Annotated in this window: 17 protein-coding genes; 6 read left to right on the top strand and 11 right to left on the bottom strand. The window is 53.7% G+C overall.

Going from position 1 to position 22,971, the window contains the following annotated elements; translation table 11 throughout:
* Positions 1-153 precede the first annotated feature (153 nt).
* Genes OGV85_RS19185 through OGV85_RS19170 form a run of 4 tightly spaced genes read left to right on the top strand, consistent with a single transcriptional unit; the run spans position 154 to position 8,043 of the window.
* Complete coding sequence (locus OGV85_RS19185) at positions 154-2,181, top strand: type I restriction-modification system subunit M (RefSeq protein ID WP_009653620.1); 2,028 nt, start codon at positions 154-156, stop codon at positions 2,179-2,181.
* Positions 2,178-3,512 (top strand): restriction endonuclease subunit S, encoded by a 1,335-nt coding sequence (locus OGV85_RS19180; RefSeq protein ID WP_009653617.1) that lies wholly within the window; start codon positions 2,178-2,180, stop codon positions 3,510-3,512. The genes OGV85_RS19185 and OGV85_RS19180 overlap by 4 nt, the downstream gene beginning before the upstream one ends.
* On the top strand, positions 3,513-6,770 hold the full coding sequence (locus tag OGV85_RS19175) for a type I restriction endonuclease subunit R (protein WP_009653619.1): 3,258 nt from the start codon (positions 3,513-3,515) through the stop codon (positions 6,768-6,770).
* Positions 6,771-6,774: 4 nt separating this feature from the next.
* On the top strand, positions 6,775-8,043 hold the full coding sequence (locus OGV85_RS19170; protein WP_009653618.1) for an ISL3-like element ISKpn25 family transposase: 1,269 nt from the start codon (positions 6,775-6,777) through the stop codon (positions 8,041-8,043).
* A gap of 360 nt (positions 8,044-8,403) precedes the next feature.
* On the opposite strand, the gene OGV85_RS19165 is transcribed toward OGV85_RS19170, so the two are convergent.
* From OGV85_RS19165 to OGV85_RS19145, 5 genes are read right to left on the bottom strand one after another with little or no spacing between them, the layout of a single operon-like run.
* Positions 8,404-10,149, bottom strand: a complete 1,746-nt coding sequence (locus OGV85_RS19165) for an acetyl/propionyl/methylcrotonyl-CoA carboxylase subunit alpha (protein ID WP_004187005.1) — start codon at positions 10,147-10,149, stop codon at positions 8,404-8,406.
* Positions 10,149-11,732 (bottom strand): 5-oxoprolinase subunit B/C family protein, encoded by a 1,584-nt coding sequence (locus tag OGV85_RS19160; protein WP_004181711.1) that lies wholly within the window; start codon positions 11,730-11,732, stop codon positions 10,149-10,151. The genes OGV85_RS19165 and OGV85_RS19160 overlap by 1 nt, the downstream gene beginning before the upstream one ends.
* Before the next feature lie 12 nt (positions 11,733-11,744).
* On the bottom strand, positions 11,745-12,551 hold the full coding sequence (locus OGV85_RS19155; protein ID WP_004187003.1) for a putative hydro-lyase: 807 nt from the start codon (positions 12,549-12,551) through the stop codon (positions 11,745-11,747).
* The gene (locus OGV85_RS19150; protein WP_004181708.1) at positions 12,548-13,321 is read right to left on the bottom strand and encodes a LamB/YcsF family protein; all 774 of its coding nucleotides are present in this window, start codon (positions 13,319-13,321) and stop codon (positions 12,548-12,550) included. Before OGV85_RS19150 ends, OGV85_RS19155 begins: the two co-directional genes overlap by 4 nt.
* Positions 13,322-13,329: 8 nt before the next feature.
* On the bottom strand, positions 13,330-14,574 hold the full coding sequence (locus OGV85_RS19145; protein ID WP_286553851.1) for an NRAMP family divalent metal transporter: 1,245 nt from the start codon (positions 14,572-14,574) through the stop codon (positions 13,330-13,332).
* A gap of 339 nt (positions 14,575-14,913) precedes the next feature.
* Here OGV85_RS19145 and OGV85_RS19140 point away from each other — a divergent pair, with 339 nt between their 5' ends.
* On the top strand, positions 14,914-15,564 hold the full coding sequence (locus OGV85_RS19140; protein WP_004181705.1) for a GntR family transcriptional regulator: 651 nt from the start codon (positions 14,914-14,916) through the stop codon (positions 15,562-15,564).
* Positions 15,565-15,596: 32 nt separating this feature from the next.
* Here the strand turns inward: OGV85_RS19140 and OGV85_RS19135 are convergent.
* Positions 15,597-16,294 (bottom strand): IS1 family transposase gene (locus OGV85_RS19135; RefSeq protein ID WP_235413781.1). Its coding sequence is split into 2 segments (ribosomal slippage): positions 15,597-16,045 and positions 16,045-16,294, totalling 699 coding nucleotides; the frame shifts between segments, so codons are not numbered across the junction.
* A gap of 112 nt (positions 16,295-16,406) precedes the next feature.
* On the opposite strand from OGV85_RS19135, the gene OGV85_RS19130 reads away from it, so the two are divergent.
* Entirely contained in the window at positions 16,407-17,798 is a 1,392-nt protein-coding gene (locus OGV85_RS19130; RefSeq protein ID WP_353655414.1) for an ATP-binding protein, read from the top strand.
* A 40-nt stretch (positions 17,799-17,838) separates the two neighbouring features.
* Here OGV85_RS19130 and OGV85_RS19125 read toward each other — a convergent pair whose 3' ends face one another.
* From OGV85_RS19125 to OGV85_RS19105, 5 genes are all read right to left on the bottom strand, one after another.
* Positions 17,839-18,675, bottom strand: coding sequence for a DUF1989 domain-containing protein (locus OGV85_RS19125; RefSeq protein WP_004186999.1), 837 nt, complete (start codon positions 18,673-18,675; stop codon positions 17,839-17,841).
* Complete coding sequence (locus OGV85_RS19120) at positions 18,675-19,397, bottom strand: GntR family transcriptional regulator (RefSeq protein ID WP_004186998.1); 723 nt, start codon at positions 19,395-19,397, stop codon at positions 18,675-18,677. The genes OGV85_RS19125 and OGV85_RS19120 overlap by 1 nt, the downstream gene beginning before the upstream one ends.
* A gap of 9 nt (positions 19,398-19,406) precedes the next feature.
* Positions 19,407-20,915, bottom strand: a complete 1,509-nt coding sequence (locus OGV85_RS19115; protein ID WP_004186997.1) for an amino acid ABC transporter permease/ATP-binding protein — start codon at positions 20,913-20,915, stop codon at positions 19,407-19,409.
* 24 nt (positions 20,916-20,939) lie between these two features.
* Positions 20,940-21,755, bottom strand: a complete 816-nt coding sequence (locus OGV85_RS19110; protein ID WP_004186996.1) for an ABC transporter substrate-binding protein — start codon at positions 21,753-21,755, stop codon at positions 20,940-20,942.
* A 496-nt stretch (positions 21,756-22,251) separates the two neighbouring features.
* Positions 22,252-22,956, bottom strand: a complete 705-nt coding sequence (locus tag OGV85_RS19105; RefSeq protein ID WP_001067855.1) for an IS6-like element IS26 family transposase — start codon at positions 22,954-22,956, stop codon at positions 22,252-22,254.
* Positions 22,957-22,971 lie beyond the last annotated feature (15 nt).

Here is a 22,971-nt window from a genome sequence, read left to right as displayed (position 1 = left end):
GTCTACTCTTTTATAAAAAAGGCTATTTGCATTCTGAGGTAGGATCGCAAATTTAGCCAAGAATTTAAATCCATCCCCTTTTGTGCAAAATCTGGTTGACATTCGCAGATTGACTCCAGTACCGTTCTGTGCAAAAAGTGGTTGGAGTCCAGAATGAGCGAATTTACGGGATCGGCAGCTTCACAGGCTGACTTTATTTGGAAGAATGCGGAAGACCTTTGGGGGGACTTCAAGCATACGGACTTTGGCAAGATCATTTTGCCGTTTACCTTGCTGCGCCGCCTGGAGTGTGCGCTGGAGCCGACCCGCGAGGCGGTGAGAGAAGCGCATGACGCTTTCAAGGATGCCGATGTCGAGCTGGATACCATTCTGCGCTCAACCGCTGAATACCCCTTCTACAACACCTCTGAATACTCCCTCGGCACCTTGGGTAGCACCAAGACGCGCCGCAATCTGGAAGACTACATCGCCCTGTTTTCGGATAATGCCCGCGCTATCTTCGAGGAGTTTGAGTTTGGCAATACGGTGATCCGGCTGGAGAAAGCGGGCTTGCTGTACAAGATTTGCCAGAACTTCGCCAAGATCGATCTGCACCCGGACGTGGTTCCGGATCGGGTGATGAGTAACATCTACGAACACCTAATTCGCCGCTTTGGTGCCGAGGTCAATGAAGGGGCCGAGGACTTCATGACGCCGCGCGACATCGTTCACCTAGCGACCGCATTGCTACTTGACCCGGATGATGCCCTGTTTGAGGCCAGCCCCGGTTTGATTCGTACTCTGTATGACCCGACCTGTGGCACGGGTGGCTTCCTCACCGATGCCATGAACCATGTGGGTGACTACGGTAACCGCGACAAGATCCCGCCAGTGCTGGTGCCGCACGGGCAGGAGTTGGAGCCGGAAACCCATGCGGTTTGTGTAGCCGGTATGCTGATCCGCCGTTTGGAGTCCGACCCAGGCCGAGATCTGTCGAAGAACATTCGTCAGGGCAGCACGCTGTCCAACGACCAGTTTGCCGGTGAGCGTTTCCACTACTGCCTGTCCAATCCGCCTTTCGGCAAGAAATGGGAGAAGGACAAAACCGCCGTCGAAGCAGAACACAAAAAAGGTGAGTTGGGCCGTTTTGGGCCGGGCCTGCCGAAAATTAGCGATGGCTCCATGCTGTTTTTGATGCACCTGGCGAGCAAGCTAGAACTGCCGATCAACGGCGGTGGCCGCGCCGCTATCGTGCTGTCGGGTTCGCCACTGTTTAACGGCGGTGCCGCGTCTGGCGAATCGGAAATACGCCGTTGGTTGCTGGAAGACGACCTGATTGAAGCCATTGTAGCTCTGCCAACGGATCTGTTCTTCCGCACCAATATCGCCACCTACCTGTGGATTCTGTCCAACAAGAAGCCGCAGGAGCGCAAAGGCAAGGTGCAGTTGATCAACGCCACCGACCTTTGGACTTCAATCCGCAACGAGGGCAACAAGCGCCGTATTGTCAGCGATGAGCAGCGCCGCCAGATTCTGGACATCTACGCCACAGGCGAAACCGGAGCGCTTTCCCGGATGCTTGACTACCGTACCTTTGGCTACCGCCGTATCAAGGTCCTGCGCCCGCTGCGCATGACCCTGGAGCTGGATAAGGTGGGCATGGATCGGTTGGAAGCCGAAGCTGCCTGGGAAAAGCTCTCTGATGCGCATCAGACATTCTGGCGTGAAGCCCTCAAGCCGCTGATCGGGCAAACGCAGCCCTATAGCTGGGCAGAAACCTTTGTTAGGGACTCGATCAAGTCCGATGAAGCAAAGCAGCTCAAGGTCAAATCCAACAAGACATTGATCACCGCCCTAATCAGCGCCTTTGGTCACAAAGACCCGAAAGCCGAGCCAGTCACGGATTCCAACGGCGAGCTGGTGCCAGACACAGATTTGACTGATTACGAGAACGTCCCCTATCTGGATGACATCGACGACTACTTTGCCCGCGAAGTGCTTCCTCATGTGCCGGATGCTTGGCTGGATGAGAGCTTTACCGATGCCAGGGATGGTCAATTGGGCCGCGTTGGCTACGAGATCAACTTCAACCGCTTCTTCTACCAGTACCAGCCGCCGCGCAAGCTGCATGATATTGATGAAGACCTGAAGCAGGTAGAAGCCGAGATTGCCGCGCTACTGGCGGAGGTGGCCAGCGAATGAGCCAGTACAGAGCATATCCCGCGTATAAGGATTCCGGCATTGAGTGGATTGGGCAGGTGCCGGAGCATTGGAAGATTGCGCAGATTAAGCGAATTTCCGCCTTGAATCCCAGGAAATCGACCTTAAGCGAGGAAAAGGATTCTCTTTGCACATTTCTCCCTATGGAAAAGCTGAGAACCAATGCTGTAACACTTGATGAAACTCGTCCTATTCATGAAGTGTATGGTGGATATAGCTATTTCTGCGATGGCGATATTCTGATCGCCAAGGTAACGCCTTGCTTCGAGAATGGAAACATAGCGATAGCCAATGGTCTGGTTAACGGCATTGGGTTTGGCTCTACTGAAATCAATGTTCTTCGGGTAAATGGAAAGGGACATAACCGGTTTCTTTACTACCGTCTGCAAGAAGAGCAGTTCAGAACAATTGCCAAATCTGAGATGAGAGGCACTGGAGGCTTAAAGCGAGTTCCAACGGATCTGTTTGAGTCATTTACTATCGGGCTTCCCGACACTGACGAACAAGCCACCATCGCGGCCACCCTCGACCGCGAAACCGCCCGTATTGATGCGCTTATCGAGAAGAAAAACCGCTTTGTCGAGCTACTGAAGGAAAAGCGGCAGGGGCTGATTACCCATGCTGTCACCAAGGGACTAGACCGCAACGCCAAGATGAAGGATTCCGGCATTGAGTGGATTGGGCAGGTGCCGGAGCACTGGGAGGCGACAAAACTAAAGCATGTTGCTGCATTCTCTGGTGGTGGTACGCCATCAAAAGAAAATCCAGACTATTGGAACGGCTGCATCCCTTGGGTCTCTCCAAAGGATATGAAACATGAGGTGATTACCGATTCTATAGATCATATAACTACCAAAGGACTGGAAAATAGTGCCACGAAACTGATTGACTCGGGAGCGGTGTTGCTGGTTGCTCGATCAGGTATTCTTCGTCACACGATACCGGTTGGGATCAATAATGTTCCTGTTAGCTTAAATCAGGACATGAAAGCATTGAGCCTTGATGAAACTAGGGTTAGACCCCGGTTTATACTTCGGTGGGTACAGGGTCTTAACCGCTCGTTGCTTGGGATATGGGCAAAAGAAGGAGCTACTGTTGAAAGCTTAGAGCATGAATATGTAGCGAACACTCGTCTACCTCTTCCAGATCTGAAGGAGCAAGATGCCATTCTAGCCACCCTCGACCTTGAAACCGCCCGCATTGATGCTCTGATTAGCAAGTCGGAACAAAGTATCACCCTGCTCAAAGAACGCCGCGCCGCCTTTATCACCGCCGCTGTCACCGGCCAGATTGATTTGCGAGGAAAACAATAAATGCAATCAGCAGCACATCAGGAAAAATACTTCCAGCAATACATCATCGACCGGTTGGTAGATCAGGGCTGGAAGCTGGGTGATTCCAAGTTCTACAACACCGAGCGGGCGGTGTATCCCGAAGACCTGGAAAGCTGGATCAAAACCAGCGGCCAGCAGGAAAAATGGGACAAGCTGGAACGGCTCAACGGGGCCAAAACCCTTGAAGTGCTGATGGATCGCTTGGATAAAGCACTGGAGAAACAAGGCACCATGCAGGTGTTGCGCCAGGGCTTTTCCATTGCCGGTTGCGGCCTGATCGAGATGACCGAGGCCGCACCGGAAGACAAGCGCAATGCAGCAGTCATTGAGCGCTACCAGGCCAATATACTGCGCGTGGTGCCGGAGCTGAAGTATCACCCGGCCCGTGAATTTGCCATTGATCTGGTGCTGTTTATCAACGGTCTGCCGGTGGCAACCGTCGAACTGAAGACCGACTTCACCCAGTCCTGCGAAGCGGCCATGGATCAGTACCGCAATGATCGCCTGCCGTATGACGCCCAGACCAAACGCCGGGAGCCATTGCTGACCTTCAAGCGTGGGGCAGTGGTACATTTCGCCATGTCCGACTCTGAAATCATGATGGCGACCAAGCTGGATGGAGAAAGCACCTTTTTCCTGCCGTTCAATAAGGGGCGCAATGACGAAAGCGGCACTGTACATGCGGGTAACCCGCCAGGTGAGATTAAGGCCGATGGTACCCAGGAATACCCGGTAGCCTACTTCTGGGAGGCGGTCTGCCAGCCGGATGCCTGGCTGCGGATTTTCCATAGCTTTGTCTACGTCGAGAAAAAGGACGTGGTGGATATTCAGGGCAACTGGTCGAAGAAAGAAACCCTGATTTTCCCGCGCTTTCACCAATGGACGGCAGTGAACCAGATGCTGGCCGATGCCCGCGAAAATGGCGCAGGCATGACCTACCTGTGTGACCACAGCGCCGGTTCCGGCAAGACCAGCACCATTTCCTGGACGGCCCATGACTTGGTGAAACTGCGCGAAGATAACGGCGACGCGGTATTTAACAGCGTGATCATTGTCACCGACCGTAATGTGCTGGACGGCCAGCTCCAGGACGCGGTGAAGCAGATTGACCATCAGTTTGGGGTGATCGCCGCCATTGACCGGCAGAAGTCATCCAAGTCCAAGAGCAAGCAGCTCTCGGATGCCTTGTTGTCTGGCACGCCGATTGTGGTAGTAACGATCCAGACCTTCCCCTACGCGATGGAAGCCATCATCACTGACAAGGCCCTGAAAGGGAAAAACTTTGCTGTGATCATTGATGAGGCGCATAACTCGCAGACTGGCTCTACCGCCGCTAAGCTGCAAGCCGCGCTGGGGATGAGCGGACAAGGCAAAATGTCCACCATGACGGTGGATGAACTACTGGAGCAACTGCAAAAGTCTCGCGCCCGCCCGGACAATATCAGCTACTTCGCCTTTACCGGCACGCCCAAGCACTCCACTTTGATGCTGTTTGGTCGCCCGACAGATCCAAGCCAACCGATCTCGGACGATAACCCGCCGCAAGCCTTCCACCTGTACACCATGCGCCAGGCCATTGAGGAGAAATTCATTCTCGATGTGTTGAACGGCTATGTGCCCTACAAAACGGCCTTCAACCTTTCCAAGCAGCTTGAAGACAGCAAGCGGGTAAGCGGCAAGGCCGCCAAACGCGCCCTGGCACAGTGGATGTCATTGCATCCCACCAATGTGACCCAGAAGGTACAGTTTATCGTTGAGCACTTCACCAAAAACGTCGCCCACCGGCTGGATGGCAAGGCCAAGGCGATGGTAGTGACCAGCTCCCGTGCCGCTGCCATTCGCTACAAGAAGGCGTTTGACCGCTATATCGAGCAGCACAGCGAGTACGGCTTTATTCATTCACTGGTGGCCTTCTCCGGCAAGATGACCGGTAAGCAGGTGATGCACCAGGATGACAGCGAGTTCAAGGATGATGTGTTTATCGTCGATGAGAACGAGGAGTTCACCGAGCAGAGCATGAACCCGGATGTCCACGGGCAGGATTTGCGCTTTGCCTTTGACCGCCCGGAATACCGGGTGATGTTGGTGGCCGACAAGTTCCAGACTGGCTTTGACCAGCCCAAACTGGTCGCCATGTATGTGGACAAGAAAATCGCCAACCATGTGGAGATTGTGCAGACCTTCGCCCGCCTGAACCGGACGGCACCTGGGAAGGATGAAGTCTTTATCATCGACTTCGTGAACGATCCAGAGAACGTGCGCAAGGCCTTTGCCACCTATGACAAAGGCGCTCACATCAGCGAAGTGCAAGACCTCAATGTGGTCTACGAGATCAAGGAGCGACTGGACGAGCACGGCCTGTACGACGAGAAGGACTTGGCCGCGTTCAAAGAAGCCCGCTTCAAGACCATACGTGACATCACCCATACTAAATCGCCACAGCACAAGGCGCTGTATACCGCTACAGCTGGAGCGACGGCCTTGTATAACGACAAGATGAAAATGTTGCGCGATGGCATGGCAACCTGGGAAGCAGCGTTTGAGAAGGCCCGCGCCAGGGGTGATGAGGCGGGCATGAAGTCTGCCGATCACCACCAGGATGAGTATGCCGAGCAAATCAAGGCGCTGATGGGCTTCAAGTCGGACCTGGGGCGCTTCTGCCGTACCTATTCCTATATCGCCCAACTGATTGATTTTGGCGACCCGGAGTTGGAGAACTTTGCCGCTTTCGCCAAGCTGCTGCAAAAGCGCCTTCAGCACGAAGCACCGGAAACCGTGGACTTGACAGGCCTGGTGCTTACTGGCTTTGACATCAATGCTCGACCCGATGACGTAGAAGAAGAAGGCAAAACCCCGGTATTGCAACCAGCAGGTGCAGGCGGTGGTGGAGCGGCAGGCGACAAGCCGAAATTCGTCAAAGAGATTATCGAGAGGCTCAACAGCCTGTTTGGTGAGGCGACGCCGATCCAGGATCAGGTGGCTTTCGTTAATCAGATTTCAGCGATTACCGGTGAAAGCGATGTCGTCATGGCTCAGGTGGAAAGCAACACCCGTGAGCAGGCTATGAAAGGCAACCTCCCCGGTGCTGTGCAGCAAGCTGTTGTTCGTGCTTTGTCCAGTCATCAGAAGCTGGCAACCCAGGTGCTCAAGTCTGACCGTCAGGGCATGACCGCATTGGTTGATATGGTGTATGACCTGCTACGCGAAGGCAAAGACATCGATCTGGGTATGGATTAAGCAGATGCTTGACCTGCTGAATCTGCCAGGCATCAAGCCGGTCGATATGCGCCACGAAGGCAAGTGCCTTGTGATAGTCGCTGAGCCGGTAACGGTCGAGGTGCCGTTATGTGGGGACTGCAACATCCCTATGCACAGACACGGTACGCGCAAAAACAAGTTCATGGACACGCCGTTGTACATGGAGCCCGTCCGCCTTGAAGTTCAGCGCCCGCGCTTTCGCTGTGAGTCGTGCGGAAAAATGTCCATGCCGGAGTTGAGTTTTCTGGATGACAAACGCCGAGCCACCAAACGGCTGGTCGATGTTATTCGGCAACAGTGCCTGGGAACCACCTTCCATGCTTTAGCTGAGCAAACCGGTGTGGCGGTGAACACCGTCAAGAACATCGCTCACGATCTCATTGAGGAACTCTCCCAAACCGTTCGTTACGAAACCCCAGTCATCATGGGCATTGACGAAGTGAACCTGGCCGGAGGGTATCGCTGTGTAATCACCAATCTGGCAACCAACAACGTCTTTGATATGTTGGAGCATCGAACTCAAGAGCATTTGAAGCCCTTCTTCAAGGATTTGCCGGATGCTGACAAGGTGGAATGGGTCTGTACGGATATGTGGCGACCCTTCAAGCGTTCCTTTGCTCAGTATCTGCCCAACGCCAAACTGGTGATCGACAAGTTCCATGTCGTCAAGATGGCTTCTGAAGCCTTGGAAGTGGAGCGCAAGAACTATCAGGCACAGTTAAGCAAAGAAGATCGCATTTACGTCAAAAAGTCGATTCGCTGGCTCACCCTGAAGCGACCCGGCAACTTGACACCCGCAGAGCAAAAGGCGCTGGAGGTTGTAAAGCAGGCGATCCCAGCACTTGCCATGGCCTATGACTTCAAGGAAGCCTTCTTCTGCATCTACGACGAACCCGACAAGCAGAGCGCTCAGAACGCCTTTGAGGCTTGGGAGAACAGCCTTCCACTTTATGGCATGGAGCCTTTCAAAACACTGGTAAAAACGGTACACAACCATTACGACGACATCTTTGCCTACTGGGATGCGCCGTTCTCAATCACCAATGGCTATACAGAAGGGCTCAACGGCTTGATCAAGATGTCCAATCGGTTAGGTCGGGGTTATAGCTATGAGATCATCCGTGCAAAGACGTTGTACTCCAAAGAAGCCCGCAAGGTTGGCAGTGGTATTCGAGCAGGACGAGGCAAGGTCGAGTATGGACCGCACATTCCGACATTGTTGAAGCAGGCAGAAGGTGGAGAGTTGGATTAACGCGAGAGATGGCGCGTCTGAGAATCCAACCAATGTTAGATTTTCGCTGGGTGGTGAAAAACAGAAAAATCCAACCAGAAGCAGCTTTTTTTCCGACTAAGAATCAAGGGTTAGAATGGATGAATTCCAACCCTAGAATGCAAATAGCCAATTTTTAAAGAAATACAATCAGGAAAAGTGACTTTAAAAATCTTTTTCGAACATGACGCTATTGATATCTGATATTGCCTGCAGAATTTTTTCATAGACGTACACCTCTATTACAACGACAGGCAACGTACCAGTAATGCGTGCTACCACGCACTTTTGCCGTGAAGGGCGCAAATGCGTGGCTGTAACCATAAACTGTTAACGCCTGGGTCAGGGCGTAACCTTACCCAACACACCATCCTGCTGGCAGCTTTCTCCTGCAGCAATCTGGATTGACAGCACTCCGTTGCGGGCAGCAAGTACCGGTACTTCCATCTTCATTGCTTCCATTACTGCTAGAGTCTCGCCTTCACTGACGGTTTCGCCGGAAGTTTTAAGCCAGCGCTGCACAATGCCGGAGATGGGCGCAGTTACTGCACCGGCAACCTGTAATGCCTGGGGTGTTTCAGCCAGACTTGCCGGAACAGCACTACCGGAGGCAGCCTGGAAACTGGCCGGGAGAGCCAGTTGATGGCGCCGCCCATCAATTTCAATCCAGCAACGTTGTAGCGGGGAGTTACCTGGGGGTAAAGGGCGTACCTGTTCAGCAAGCTCAGCAGAAAAATCAGTCTCAATCCAGCGCGTATGAACACTAAAGCTTTTAGTAAAATCCGGGGAATGGAGTACCGCTTCATGGAAAGGCAGCACTGATGCCACTCCTTCGATGCGAAAGGCTTTGACTGCCTGGCGCGCACGCGCCAGCGCCTGGTCGCGGTCTGGTGCCCAAATGACCAGTTTCGCCATCAGTGAATCATAGAAGCCAGAAATAGTGTCTCCATGGGTGACACCACTGTCCACGCGTACCCCTGGTCCTCCTGGCAGATCAAAGCGTGTAATCGTACCCGGCACCGGGAGAAAACCTTTCGCCGGGTCTTCTGCATTAATCCGCAGTTCAATGGCGTGGCCACGCGGCACTGGTGGTGTGGTAATACTCAGTGGTAACCCATGGGCAACGCGTAGCTGTTCTTTGACCAGATCCAGACCGCTGGTTTCTTCAGTTATTGGGTGTTCAACCTGCAAACGGGTATTGACTTCAAGAAACGACAACACACCATTGGCACCCAGCAAAAACTCTACCGTGCCTGCGCTGCGGTAACCGGCACGCTGGCAAATGGACTGCGCGGCACTGGCAATTTGTGCTTCGATTTCAGCACTGAGAAAAGGCGCCGGGGCTTCTTCTACCAGTTTTTGGTTGCGGCGTTGCAGAGAGCAGTCGCGGGTACCCACCACGACTACGTGGCCCTGCTCGTCGGCGATAACCTGCGCTTCAATATGGCGCGGGCGGTCGAGATACTGTTCAACATAACACTCCCCGCGCCCGAAGGCTGTCAGCGCTTCACTGACGGCTGACTGGTAAAGTGTGGCGATTTCCTCCCGAAACCACGCTACTTTCAACCCGCGCCCACCACCACCAAAGGCAGCCTTGATAGCAACGGGCAGGCCGTGTTCATCGGCAAAGCGGATAACGTCCTCCGCGCAAGAAACCGGGTCTGGCGTACCTTTAACCAGCGGTGCACCAACTGCCATGGCAATTTTCCGCGCCTGGACTTTATCACCCAATTGCTCGATGGTTTCCGGGCGTGGGCCAATCCAGATAAGCCCGGCGGCTTCCACGGCACGGGCGAATTCAGCCCGCTCAGACAAAAAGCCGTAACCTGGGTGCACCATTGTGGCTTCACTGCGGCGGGCAACGTCGATCAGTTGTTCGATATTCAGGTAAGTCTCTGCCGGGCTGGACCCGGGTAATGCCCAGGCTTCACCAGCCAGGCGGCAATGCAGGCTGTCGACGTCCGGGTCAGCATAGACCGCGACACTGGCAAAACCGTATTCATGGCAGGCCCGGATAATGCGAACCGCAATTTCGCCCCGGTTCGCGACGAGCACTTTGTGTGGGGGAACGGTAGCAACAGCGCTCATTATTTATACTCCTCAAAAACAGTAAAAGGGTGAATGGCCCGAAAGCGAATCTGGCAGTTGGGCGGGAGTTGGCCCGCAATATCAAGATGGTAGTGGGCGACAGCACCAATCACCGGGTAACCACCGGTTAACGGGTGGTCGGCCAGAAACAGAACCGGTTGCCCGTTCGCCGGAACCTGGATGGCACCAATGCAAGTTCCTTCACTGGGTAATTCGCGGTTGTCACTGCGTGTAAGCGGTAACTCGCCCTGTAACCGCAGGCCAATGCGGTTAGATTGTGGCGTGACTTGCCAGCACTGGCTGGTGAGCCGGTCCAGCGCTTCGTCGTTGAACCAGTCGCAGCGTGGCCCAGGGATGATATCCAGCGTGATGGTCTCGCCGGGTGCCGGTAATGAAGGCAGGCCGATGACAGCAGGCTGTACCGCACTGTATGGCGGCGTGGTGCCTGCATACAATTTAACCCCAGCCTGTAACGGTTCCGGGCCAACTTGTGCCAGCGTGTCGCGTGAGGCACTGCCCAGTTGTGGTGTAACGGCCCAGCCGCCACGGCGTGCCAGGTAACTGCGCACGCCGCGTGCTGGCGCTCCCAGTCGTAACTGGTCGCCTGCTTCAAGTGCCAGTGGCGCTTCTGTGCTGGCGGTAAAATGTGCGCCGTCTGCACGGGTGACCATGACCGGGCAGGGCGCGCCTGTTAGCGCAACGACCATTGGGGCACAAATACGGGCTCTGAACCCACCGGCAGTAATTTCCAGTGCGGGCAGGTGACCAGGGTTGCCAACCAGCCAGTTGGCGCGCCGCCAAGCGGCCTGGTCAAGTGCACCCGAAGGGGATATCCCCATGCTTGACTGCCCTGCGCGCCCGGCATCCTGAAACAGGGTTTGTAAACCTGGTGATATCACTGACATCACTGCGCTACCGGAAGCTGATTGTTGGAGGGGCTGTGGTTTTACCACCGGCACACAGACCGGGGCGCGCGTGACATCGACAAACTGCACTTGCATGCCGGGTTGCAATAACGCGGGCGGCTGCCTGTCCAGGGCAAACAGTGTTTCTGTGGTGCGGCCAATTATTTGCCAGCCACCGGGACTTGCGTGGGGGTAAATACCGCTGAATTCTCCGGCAAGCCCAACAGAACCCGCCGGAATACGGGTGCGGGGGCTTGCGCGGCGGGGAACCTGGATACCGGCTTCACGAGAAACAAGGTAAGCGAAACCTGGCGCAAAACCACAAAAGGCCACCTGCCACAAAGAGCCGGTGTGGCGCTGAATGAGCGCCTCAACACTCAACCCGAGGTATTCCGCCATCTCGGCCAAATCATCACCAGTATACTGAACGGGGATGGTGACTACTTTACCTGTGCGCTGAGCTTGCATCTGTCCGTCGAGCTGGCGAATGGCAGCAGATAACTGGTGGCACTGGGTGAGAGTTGGGTCAAAATGGATAAGCAGGGTACGGGCTGCAGGAATGATCTCTTCCACTCCTGACAATGGCGCAGCCTGCAAGGCGGCGAACAAAGCCAGCGTGTCATCAAGAGTGCCCAGCTCCACTAAAAAACTGGACAGGCTGCAAGGTAAAAATCGCACATTACATCCTTATTATTGTTGCCAGGCGGCGTTCGGAATATCGGTGATAAACATGTGGCCAGGGGCATGGCTTACAGCAAATGGCACCCGTGATGCCATCACTGCTGCCTGTGGGGTAACGCCACAGGCCCAGAACACTGGTATTTCTCCAGGGCGGAGTGTCACCGGGTCGCCAAAGTCTGGTTTGTTGATGTCCTGAATACCCAGCGCCTGCGGTTCACCAATATGTACCGGTGCGCCATGGACGGCCGGGTAACGGGCAGTAATAGTGACGGCATCAGCAACCTGATGAGCCGGAACCGGCCGCATGGAGACCACCAGTTCGCCTTTCAGCCTGCCAGCTTCACGGCAGGGGCGATTGGTTCGGTACATCGGCACATTGCAATCTTCGCTGATATGGCGGACATCAATGCCTGCCTGCATCAGTGGTGTTTCGAATGTGAAGCTGCAGCCAATCAAAAAAGTGACCAGGTCCGGGTGGCTTTGCCAGATTTCCCGGGCATCGGTCACTTCTTTAGCCAGTTCACCATCACGCCATACCCGGTAACGCGGTATGTCCGTATCCACACGGCCTCCAGCTGCCAGCATAGTGTGGCATTGCCCGGCTTCGAGGACATCAAGCACCGGGCAACTTTGTGGGTTGCGCTGCGCGTAGAGCAGAAAATCAAATGCCCAGTCGCGTGGCAGGGCTATCATATTCACTTGGGTCATGCCTGGCGCCATCCCGGCGGTGGGTTTGTCGTAACCCTTACGAATACGCAGGCGAGCCTGTGCCGCCTCTTCCAGTGCTTGTGGTGTTGCAGGGTAATTAATGTTCATTGCTGTTCTCCCGGGCAAAAAGGCGCAATTTGGATACCTTCCTGCTCCAGTGCAGCCCGCACTTTGATTGCCATCTCGACGGCACCAGGGGAATCACCATGCACGCAGATACTTTGGGCAGAGATGGGCGTGAACACACTTTCAACTGACACTACACCGCCTTCGCGCACCAGTTGCACCATACGGCTGGCAATGGCCTGTGTATCGTGCAACACAGCACCGGCTTCCCGGCGTGAAACTAGCGTACCGTCCTGATGGTAGGCCCGGTCGGCAAAGGCTTCAGCCACAACCTGCAACCCCTGCTCGCGAGCAAGCTGTGCAAGAGGAGAACCGGCAAGCACCACTAGTGGTAAACTGGCGTTATAGTCTTTAATCGCATTAATGACTGCCATGCCCTGGCGCCTGTCGTGTGCAATTGTGTTGTATAACGCTCCATGGGGTTTGACATAACTCACTCTGGTGCCCGCCGCACGGGCGAGGCCCGCCAGTGCGCCAATTTGGTAAATTACGCTAGCAGTCAGGTCGTCATCTGCCATATTCATTTCCCGGCGGCCAAAGCCCTGTATATCCGGGTAACCCACATGAGCGCCACAACACACCTGGTTGGCTGCGGCGGCTTTGAGTGTGGCCCGCATCCCGGCCGGGTCACCGGCATGGAACCCACAGGCAATGTTTGCGCTACTCACCACAGTCAGCATGCGTGCGTCATCACCCATATGCCACTGACCAAAGCTTTCGCCAAGATCGCTGTTAATATCAATGGTGTTCATAGGCAGCCTTATGCAATTTTCAGGAAATTAAAAATAGTGGAAACCGACATGATGGCCATATACCAGGTCATGATGCAGGTTATCATCCCCAGCCAGAGCAACCAGCGTGGGTAACGGTAACCGTCCATCAGGTCTGCCCGGCGCCAGCCAACCCAAAGGAATAAAGTTAACCCCAGGGGAAGCACCAGGCCATTGAACCCGCCAGCAAACACCAGCAGAGCTGCGGGGGCTGTACCCAGGCACAGATACACAACCAGAGTGAATGCAATAAATATCAGAGTGGCGATATTGCGCTGGCGCTCAGTAATCCCCGGGCGGAAAACGGAAATAAAAGAAACGGATGTCCATGCGGCGCCTACCACGCTGGAAAGTGCTGCGGCCCACAATACAATACCGAAAATACGCAGGCCCACATTACCGGCTGCGGCCAGGAATGCCTGAGAAGCCGGGTTTGCATTGTGGCTGGAGAGATCAATGGTGACACCACTGGCAACCACGCCAAAAATAGCCAGAAACAGCACATAACGCATGATGCCGACCACAATAATCCCGCGGTTGGCCGCCGAAGAAACTTCTTTGATGTGTTCTTTGCCGCTGATGCCCTTATCGAGCAGGCGGTGAGCACCCGCATAACTGATGTAACCCCCGACAGTACCGCCAACAATAGTGGTGATTGCCGCAAAGTTAATATTGCTAGGGAACACGGTTTCACGTAGTGCCATGCCCAATGGTGGGTGTGAAACCTGTGCCACGTAGAGTGTCAGCACTATCATGACAACCCCCAGCGCAATAAGCATGCGGTCAAGCGCTACACCAGCACGGCGTGAAGCAAAAATATAAATCGCAATAGCTGCGCTGATAAGCCCACCCAGTTTAGGGCTCAAGCCAAACAAGGCATTCAGCCCTAAACCGGCGCCCGCGATGTTGCCAATGTTGAACACCAGTCCGCCAAAGATAACCAACACAGCCAACAGGTAGCCACTGCCCGGTATTGCCCGGTTTGCTACCTCTGCTGCATTCATTTGTGTCAGGGTTACCACGCGCCAGATATTTTGCTGTACGACAAAGTCAATCAGGATAGAAGCCAGAATACCGAACGCGAATGCGACACCCAGGGTGGCGGTGAAGGTGGCGGTTTGAGTAATAAAACCCGGGCCAATGGCGGAAGTCGCCATCAGAAAAATGGCGGCGAGAAGAGATGAACGCCGGTTTTGAACAAAGCTTTTATGCTGATTGATGTTATCAACTGCCATTGCATGCACTCCAGTCGGGGGGATGTCATGTTGTTAAGCAAAAACCATTCCATTGTTGGGTTAAAGTTATTTCATTGTTCATCAATTATAGATAAATTGATGAACAATATTGATCGTAGTGGAAAAAATACGAATGTAAAATATTTGTTAATGCATGGTTTTAAAAGAGTGAGATAACACGCAAGAACAACTGTGCACAGCAATGACGCACTGCATGCACCGGCCTGGTGCGTTGTTCGCGGCTATGCCAGCAATAATGCCGGGAAGGGGTGAGGATAAGTTGCTGCTTCTTCTGGATTATGGGAATATTGCCGCTTGTCCCCCGTTAGTGAGAGGCAGATGAGAGAACCTGCAGAGCCTGTACTGAGTGAAATGATTGCTCAGGCATTACGTCAGAAAATTATTGCTGGAGAGTTACTGCCTGGTGCCCGCCTCTCGGAAAGGGAATTAACCAGCCAGTTGGATATTTCCCGTAACACGTTGCGTGAAGTTTTTCGTTTGCTTACCCAGGAAGGGCTGTTGCGTTACCAGCCAAACCGGGGCGTGTGTGTGGCGGTACCCACAGATGCCGATATCATAGATATTTACCGCATCCGGCGGTTGATTGAATGTGATGCATTGCGTAATGCTTACCCATACCACCCGGCGATTACCATGATGGAGCGTGCTGTTAACGAGGCGCGTCGCGCTTTGCGGGAGGAAAACTGGGGGGAGGTTGGCACCGCGAATATGCAATTCCATGCAGCCATTGTCGCACTTTCAGACAGTGAGCGTCTGATGCGGCTTTACCAGCATATTTCAGCCGAATTACGCCTGGCCTTTGGTCAACTGGCAGATAAAGAGATGCTGCATTCACCCTATGTGGAGAAAAACGCGGGGATAATTTTGTTGCTGAAAGCGGGTGAAAACGGTAACGCCGCTGCCACCCTTGAAACCTACCTGAATATTTCTGAACGCACTATTCTGGCTGCGCTGGCGCGCAGCCGGTAATTTACCTGAGCTCTGGCGGTAATGACTCCAACTTACTGATAGTGTTTTATGTTCAGATAATGCCCGATGACTTTGTCATGCAGCTCCACCGATTTTGAGAACGACAGTGACTTCCGTCCCAGCCTTGCCAGATGTTGCCTCAGATTCAGGTTATGCCGCTCAATGCGCTGCGTATATCGCTTGCTGATAACGTGCAGTTCTCCATTCAGGCGTGATTCATAAAGCGGCCAGCCATCCGTCATCCATACCACGACCTCAAAGGCCGACAGCAGGCCCGGAAGACGCTCCAGCGTGGCCAGCGTGCGTTCACCGGATACGTGCGCCACAACCGTCTTCCGTATCCTGTCATACGCGTAAAACAACCAGCGCTGGCGTGATTTAGCGCCGACGTAACCCCACTGTTCGTCCATTTCCGCGCAAACAATGACGTCACTGCCCGGTTGTATGCGTGAGTTTACCGACTGCGGCCTGAGTTTTTTAAGTGACGTAAAATCGTGTTGAGGCCAACGCCCATAATGCGTGCACTGGCGCGACATCCGACGCCATTCATGGCCATATCAATGATTTTCTGATGCGTACCGGGTTGAGAAGCGGTGTAAGTGAACTGTAGCTGCCATGTTTTACGGCAGTGAGAGCAGAGATAGCGCTGATGTCCGGCAGTACTGTTACCGTTACGCACCACGCCTTCAGTAGCTGAACAGGAGGGACAGCTGATAGAAACAGAAGCCACTGGAGCACCTCAAAAACACCATCATACACTAAATCAGTAAGTTGGCACCATTACCGCGGGATTGTGCTGGATTGGCCCTTCGCCAGAAGCCATTGATATATTGGGCGACAAAGTGAAAGCACGTCAGCTGGCAAAACGTGTCGGCACGCCGTTAGTGGCAGGAACTCAGGATCCGGTTAACAGCGTAGATGACGTCATGAAATTTGCCGAGCAATATGGCCTGCCGCTGGTGATCAAAGCCGCTTATGGTGGTGGCGGACGGGGAATGAAAGTGGTATGGCGAAGAGAGGACATTCCAGAACTGTATGTCTCAGCCGTGCGCGAAGCGGTGACCGCATTCGGCCGTGGCGAATGTTTTATTGAACGGTTTTTAGACAGGCCGCGTCACATTGAAGCGCAGGTGCTGGCAGACAAATATGGCAACGTACAGGTGCTAGGCACGCGCGATTGTTCGTTACAGCGCCGTAACCAAAAGCTGATTGAAGAAGCGCCCGCGCCTTTTCTCAGTGATGAACAACGTCAGCGTATTCATGATGCAGCCAGAGAGTTGTGTCGCGAAGCAGCGTACTGCGGCGCTGGTACCGTCGAGTTTCTGCTTAGCCCGGAAGGGGAGTTCTCCTTCCTTGAGGTCAATACCCGCCTGCAGGTTGAACACACTGTGACGGAAGAAACCACTGGCATTGACCTTGTCATCGCCCAACTGGAGATCGCCCGGGGCAAACGGCTGGACAATACCGAAACTCCGCCTCCGCACGGCCATGCTTTTGAGTTTCGTATCAATGCCGAAGATCCTGCGCGTGGATTTCTTCCTGTTTCCGGCACGATCAGTGACTTTTCACCGCCGTCCGGCATTGGTATCCGTCTGGACAGCGGAGTCCGGACCGGTTCGACAGTGCCGCCCACTTTTGATTCTCTGCTGGCAAAACTTATCGTCTGGGCGCGATCGCGCGAAATGGCGCTTGCGCGAGCTCGACGCGCTCTTGCTGAATTCAAAATAGAAGGGCTGGCAAGCGTTCTTCCTTTCCACCGCGCTGCCCTGCAGGAGCCGGATTTCATTACCGCGCCTTTTTCTGTGCATACACGCTGGATTGAAACTGATTTTGCTGTCGATTTGCCGCTGGCAGACCGGACATTGCCTGCACGGGAAGAAAGCCTGACGTGTGTCTGGATAGAACTCGATGGAAAGCGTGTTGCCCTGGGGCTGCCGGATTCGCTGCTGAATGGCGTTACACAGCCGGATGCGCAGCCCGCACGGCCCTTGCGGGTGAACGCAGGCGTGGTAGAAGCCCCCATTTCGGGTGTTTTACTGAGCTGGCATGTCGAAGAAAGCCAGCAGGTTAGCGAAGGCGACCCCATCGCCATGATGGAAGCGATGAAAATGGAAACGCAGCTCTATGCGCCCTGCGCTGGTCGAATTACTCTTCGGGCCGCTGCTGGTGAGATGGTGACGGCAGGGACAATGCTGGCCGACATACACAGAGATACCGATCCCATGGCGTCGTGATGATAAAAAAACCCGCTTTATCAGCGGGTTTTTTATGGTATTACCAGGCAACTGGCTTCAGTTGCATACCGTGATTACCACGGTAGTCCGGTGAAACCGGCGGCGTCCAGTTGGCAACCAGGTCCGCCTGCGGCTTATAAATTTCCACCCCAAGCGGACGGCAGACCCTCAGCGTGTCTTGCGCCTCTTCGCCCCACATCGGTAGCGACAAATCGCCGCCCGGACAAGTTGAAAGTGCACATAACAGATCGATTTCGGCGAAAAACTCAAGGTAATCACCCTTCTTCGCCGGGCAGGCTTTCATAAAATACTGGTCATTGTCATTCAGGCCGGTGCACTGGAATACATTCATCACGTCATGGACATCAAATTCTGTCAGTCCCCAGGGCTGTACAGCGCGTACCAGGTTGGAATGGCAATGGAAATCGAAATCTTCGCCAGTCAGTAATTTATTTACATAGGGATCGCAACGTGTTCCCATCAGGTCATGTACGCGGCCGCCGTCGCTGTCGATACCATAATCCGCCAGCGAATCTGCGGTGATGGTCGCTATCGGACGAATAAACGGCAAATTCGACCAGAGTCGATCGTAAGTCGACAGGTGCGCCCGTTGTAATTGGCGGGTACGGGATACCCACATTCTTTCGCGTGGGTCACGGCGGTTCCAGATATTCAAATCCCCTACCTGCGGTCCTTCCGGCGTGGTAATCCGGAATAGATGTCCGGCGGGAACTTCCCAGGCAAAGCCAGTACGAATTGGAATCAGATGAGAGGTGATAAGCTCACGCGGGCCTTCGGCAAGCGCTTTGTAGAAATCGCGGTCAACGTCTAACGCCGAGCCGGACGTGCTCTGATACGCTGCAGGATAATTCGCCATCAGTAAGATTCTCCATAGGTAATTGGGTGACTAAAGTTGGTCGTTAACTGTCGTTCTGAGTAATCGAGATAGTCGATTAGCGCACGGCAGGCTGCCTCGCTTTGTTGCTGGTTCAGTAAGGCCAGGATTTGGCGATCGCGTGCGATCCATGGCAACTGGAAATCTCGCTCCCCGGCGCCGCTGCAAAACAACAGACGCAACTGCGCGAGTAACACACTGAAAAAATCATTAAAACGCTCGCATCCCAGCATCTGTACGATGCTCTGATGAAATCGCAGGCTGTGCGTACCGACGCTGCGCCATTCCGACGCCGCCGCTGATTGTGCAGCGTTATCCAGATGCTTTTCCATCCGCGCCAGATGAAAATCGCTGATAGGCGTGTTGACCGTTAACGCCAGTACTTCCAGATGGCGGCGAGCTTTGAATATGTCGCGGATATCGCGCTTATCAAGCTGACGAACAAAGACCCCGCGATTCTGGTGATAATTCACCAGTCCTTCGCCATGCAGAAAACGCAATGCCTCACGTAGGGTGTTACGCGAGCTATCGCATAATGCCGCCAGTTCAATTTCGCCCAGCGCCTGCCCAGCTACCAGATTGCCGCTGATGATGTTTTCACGCAGCAGGATGGATATACGCTCAAATGCAGGCAGCCCGGTTAAATCAATATGTTCAGGAATTTCAATGAACAATGCGCCTGATTCCCCGGCAGATCCTTTCATACAATCTCCTCAGGCCGTAGCCATATCGTCGATAAAGCGGAGGATCCGGTGATTGCGCATTTGGCGAATTTCTTCCGGCGGCGCATCAATTTCGATACGCCCCTGCTCCATAAACACCACCCGGTCGGAAATGGTGAACGCGAACCTCATCTCGTGGGTTACAATCAGCATGGTGATCCCCTCTTCCGCCAGCTTTTCAATCACCTGTAGTACTTCGCTGACTCGCTCCGGATCGAGTGCCGAGGTTGGCTCATCAAAAAGCACCACTGCGGGCTTCATTACCAGAGTACGGGCGATGGCCACGCGCTGTTGCTGTCCGCCTGATAATTGATGGGGGTATTTCGTAGCGTGTTCCAGCATGCCAACTTTATCAAGCATGGCCAGGCTGCGCTTATACAGATCATTAGGGTTATCGAGGTTATGCAGTCGCGGGGCCAGCATCAGGTTTTCCAGCACTGTCTTATGGGGAAACAGGTTGAAGCCCTGAAAAACCATTCCAAGCCGGGTTATCTGGGCACGGTAAGGGAGTGCGTTTTCGCGCTGTCCTGCATGAATAAATGCACGTCCCAGCAGCTCAACACTACCCTGATCCATTTTTTCCAGACCATTGATCATGCGGATCAACGTGGTTTTTCCTGAGCCCGACGGGCCAATAATGGAGATCACCTCACCAGGTTTCACGCTGAGGTTGATATTGTTCAGTACCGGCTTGCCATTGAAGGACTTACTGAGACCAGTTAACTTCAAAATCGGTTTTGCCGATGCGCTGTGGCTTTTGCGCGTGGCAACGGGCTGTACTGGCAAGCTGGCGCGAGCCTGCGCCACATCAAACGGTGCGGGCTTACGATTCAGCACATCCCAGCGGCGCTCCAGCCAGCCAAACAGGCGCTCGAACAACGTAACGATCAGCACATAATAGAAGGCCACCGCCAGCAGGGTCTCCATCACCTTGAAGTTGTCAGTATAAAGGCGTTCACCCACCATCAGGATTTCTGACAGCGAGATAACCGACACCAGCGAAGTCATTTTCACGATGGTGATAAATTCATTCACCAACGTTGGTAGAGAGATACGTAATGCCTGCGGAATAATAATGCTTAGCCGGATCTGGGTATTATTGAGCCCCAGCGCCCGTCCTGCTTCAAACTGCCCGCGCTGAACTGACAACAATCCACCACGATGGATTTCCGCAATATAGGCGGTTTCGCTAAGAATCAGCGCCAGCAAACCGGCTGCGAATGGATTCGACAGTAACCCGCTGGTTGTCGGGAAAATTTGTGGCAGGTTAAAAATAAAGATCAGTAACACCAGCAACGGCAGGCTGCGGAATAACCAGATGTAGCAGCCTGCCGCATTTCGCAACAGGGTGTTACGCGATTGTTTAGCCAGCGCCACGCCTAAGCCCAGCACAATTCCCCCGAGCCACGTCATCACGCTCAGTTGCACTACCAGCCAACTGGCACGCCAGAAATCTGCGTAGTGGAATAAACTTATCAGGTAACGCCAGTCAAAATGCATGTTTCCTCCGGGGGATGATAACCGTCAAAGACTACCTGCCAGCGCTTTCGATATTTCATCGGCACCCGGCATTTGCAGGTTGTACTTCTGCAACAGCGCACGGTAGCTGCCATCGCTCACCCTCTGCGCCAAGGATGCTTTCAGTTCCTTCAATAATTCAGGGTTGTCTTTATTGACCGCCAGCCCCACCACCACGGGATAGATCATTTGTTGAGAGGAAATTTTCAGGCGCTGCCCGGTTTTCTCTAATGTCGCTTTTGCAACTGCGGCATCCTCATATTGCACATCAACCGCCGCCGACAGCAGGGCCTGAGTTGCTTCTGGCGAGGTCGGGAATTCTTGCACTGATATGGCGCCAAGGCTTTTAGACTGGCAGTAGTCGGTAGACACCTTATTCAGGCGGGCAATCCAGGCTCCGCCTTTAATTGATGCCACCCGTTTGCCGCACAGGTCTTCGGGCTTCTGCGGCTGGAAAGCCGAGCCGGCTATCACCAATAAAGAGCCGCCGGTTTTCATATAAGGCAGAAAATCCACCTGCTGCGCGCGCTCCGGCGTGACATAGAGTGTTGAAGCGATAACATCGAACTTATTGCTTTTTAAGCCAAGGATCAGGCTGGCGAAACGCGTGTCTTTAACGACCGGTTTCAGCTTTAACGGGGAGGCAATTAACTCAATAAACTCAGTATCAAAACCCGCCGGTTTGTCCTGCTTAAGGAAATTATAAGGCGGATAAGTCAGGTCAGAGCCAATGATCAGGTTACCCGGTTGCAGTGTGGACGCCTGCGCCACATTCAACATTACAGGTGCAGCAAGACAGGCAATGCGTAACATCGTTTTCATAGTGGAGTCTCTGTGGTTGTTTGTTCAACAATGTTTAAGCACCAATCATGCCAATTAATAAATTACCAAGACTGAGCGGCTGCGGGGTATGTTGTGGGGATTCGGCGTGGTTTATATTGCGCAATGAAGGGGCAAGGTACGAAAAAATGCACCAAAATGAGGAGTCTGGTTGAGGGTGTTCTCTGGTTTATTCTGAACCCGCCCACAATTAGTGGACCCGCTACTAAGTGAGTAAACTCTTAACCAGAGGCGATTACTCATGACAAAACCATCATAAACCTGCAAAACGGCCCGTAAACAGTACACGCCGGAATTTCGCGATGAAGCACTGAGACTAGCTGAACTCACAGCACAAAGCTGACGTTAAAGGTCTACAGCATGGGAAACTTCCGGATGCCGCGTCAGCGGCATGGAGGCGCCAGATGAGGTTACATGTGTCTGTGGGGCACTGTTGCAAAGTTAGCGATGAGGCAGCCTTTTGTCTTATTCAAAGGCCTTACATTTCAAAAACTCTGCTTACCAGGCGCATTTCGCCCAGGGGATCACCATAATAAAATGCTGAGGCCTGGCCTTTGCGTAGTGCACGCATCACCTCAATACCTTTGATGGTGGCGTAAGCCGTCTTCATGGATTTAAATCCCAGCGTGGCGCCGATTATCCGTTTCAGTTTGCCATGATCGCATTCAATCACGTTGTTCCGGTACTTAATCTGTCGGTGTTCAACGTCAGACGGGCACCGGCCTTCGCGTTTGAGCAGAGCAAGCGCGCGACCATAGGCGGGCGCTTTATCCGTGTTGATGAATCGCGGGATCTGCCACTTCTTCACGTTGTTGAGGATTTTACCCAGAAACCGGTATGCAGCTTTGCTGTTACGACGGGAGGAGAGATAAAAATCGACAGTGCGGCCCCGGCTGTCGACGGCCCGGTACAGATACGCCCAGCGGCCATTGACCTTCACGTAGGTTTCATCCATGTGCCACGGGCAAAGATCGGAAGGGTTACGCCAGTACCAGCGCAGCCGTTTTTCCATTTCAGGCGCATAACGCTGAACCCAGCGGTAAATCGTGGAGTGATCGACATTCACTCCGCGTTCAGCCAGCATCTCCTGCAGCTCACGGTAACTGATGCCGTATTTGCAGTACCAGCGTACGGCCCACAGAATGATGTCACGCTGAAAATGCCGGCCTTTGAATGGGTTCATGTGCAGCTCCATCAG

Origin of the sequence: Citrobacter sp. Cf132 (genome assembly GCF_030333885.1) — a bacterium.
In the GTDB taxonomy this organism is placed as follows: Bacteria; Pseudomonadota; Gammaproteobacteria; order Enterobacterales; family Enterobacteriaceae; genus Citrobacter; species Citrobacter freundii.
This window is presented reverse-complemented; position numbering and strand designations above follow the sequence as displayed.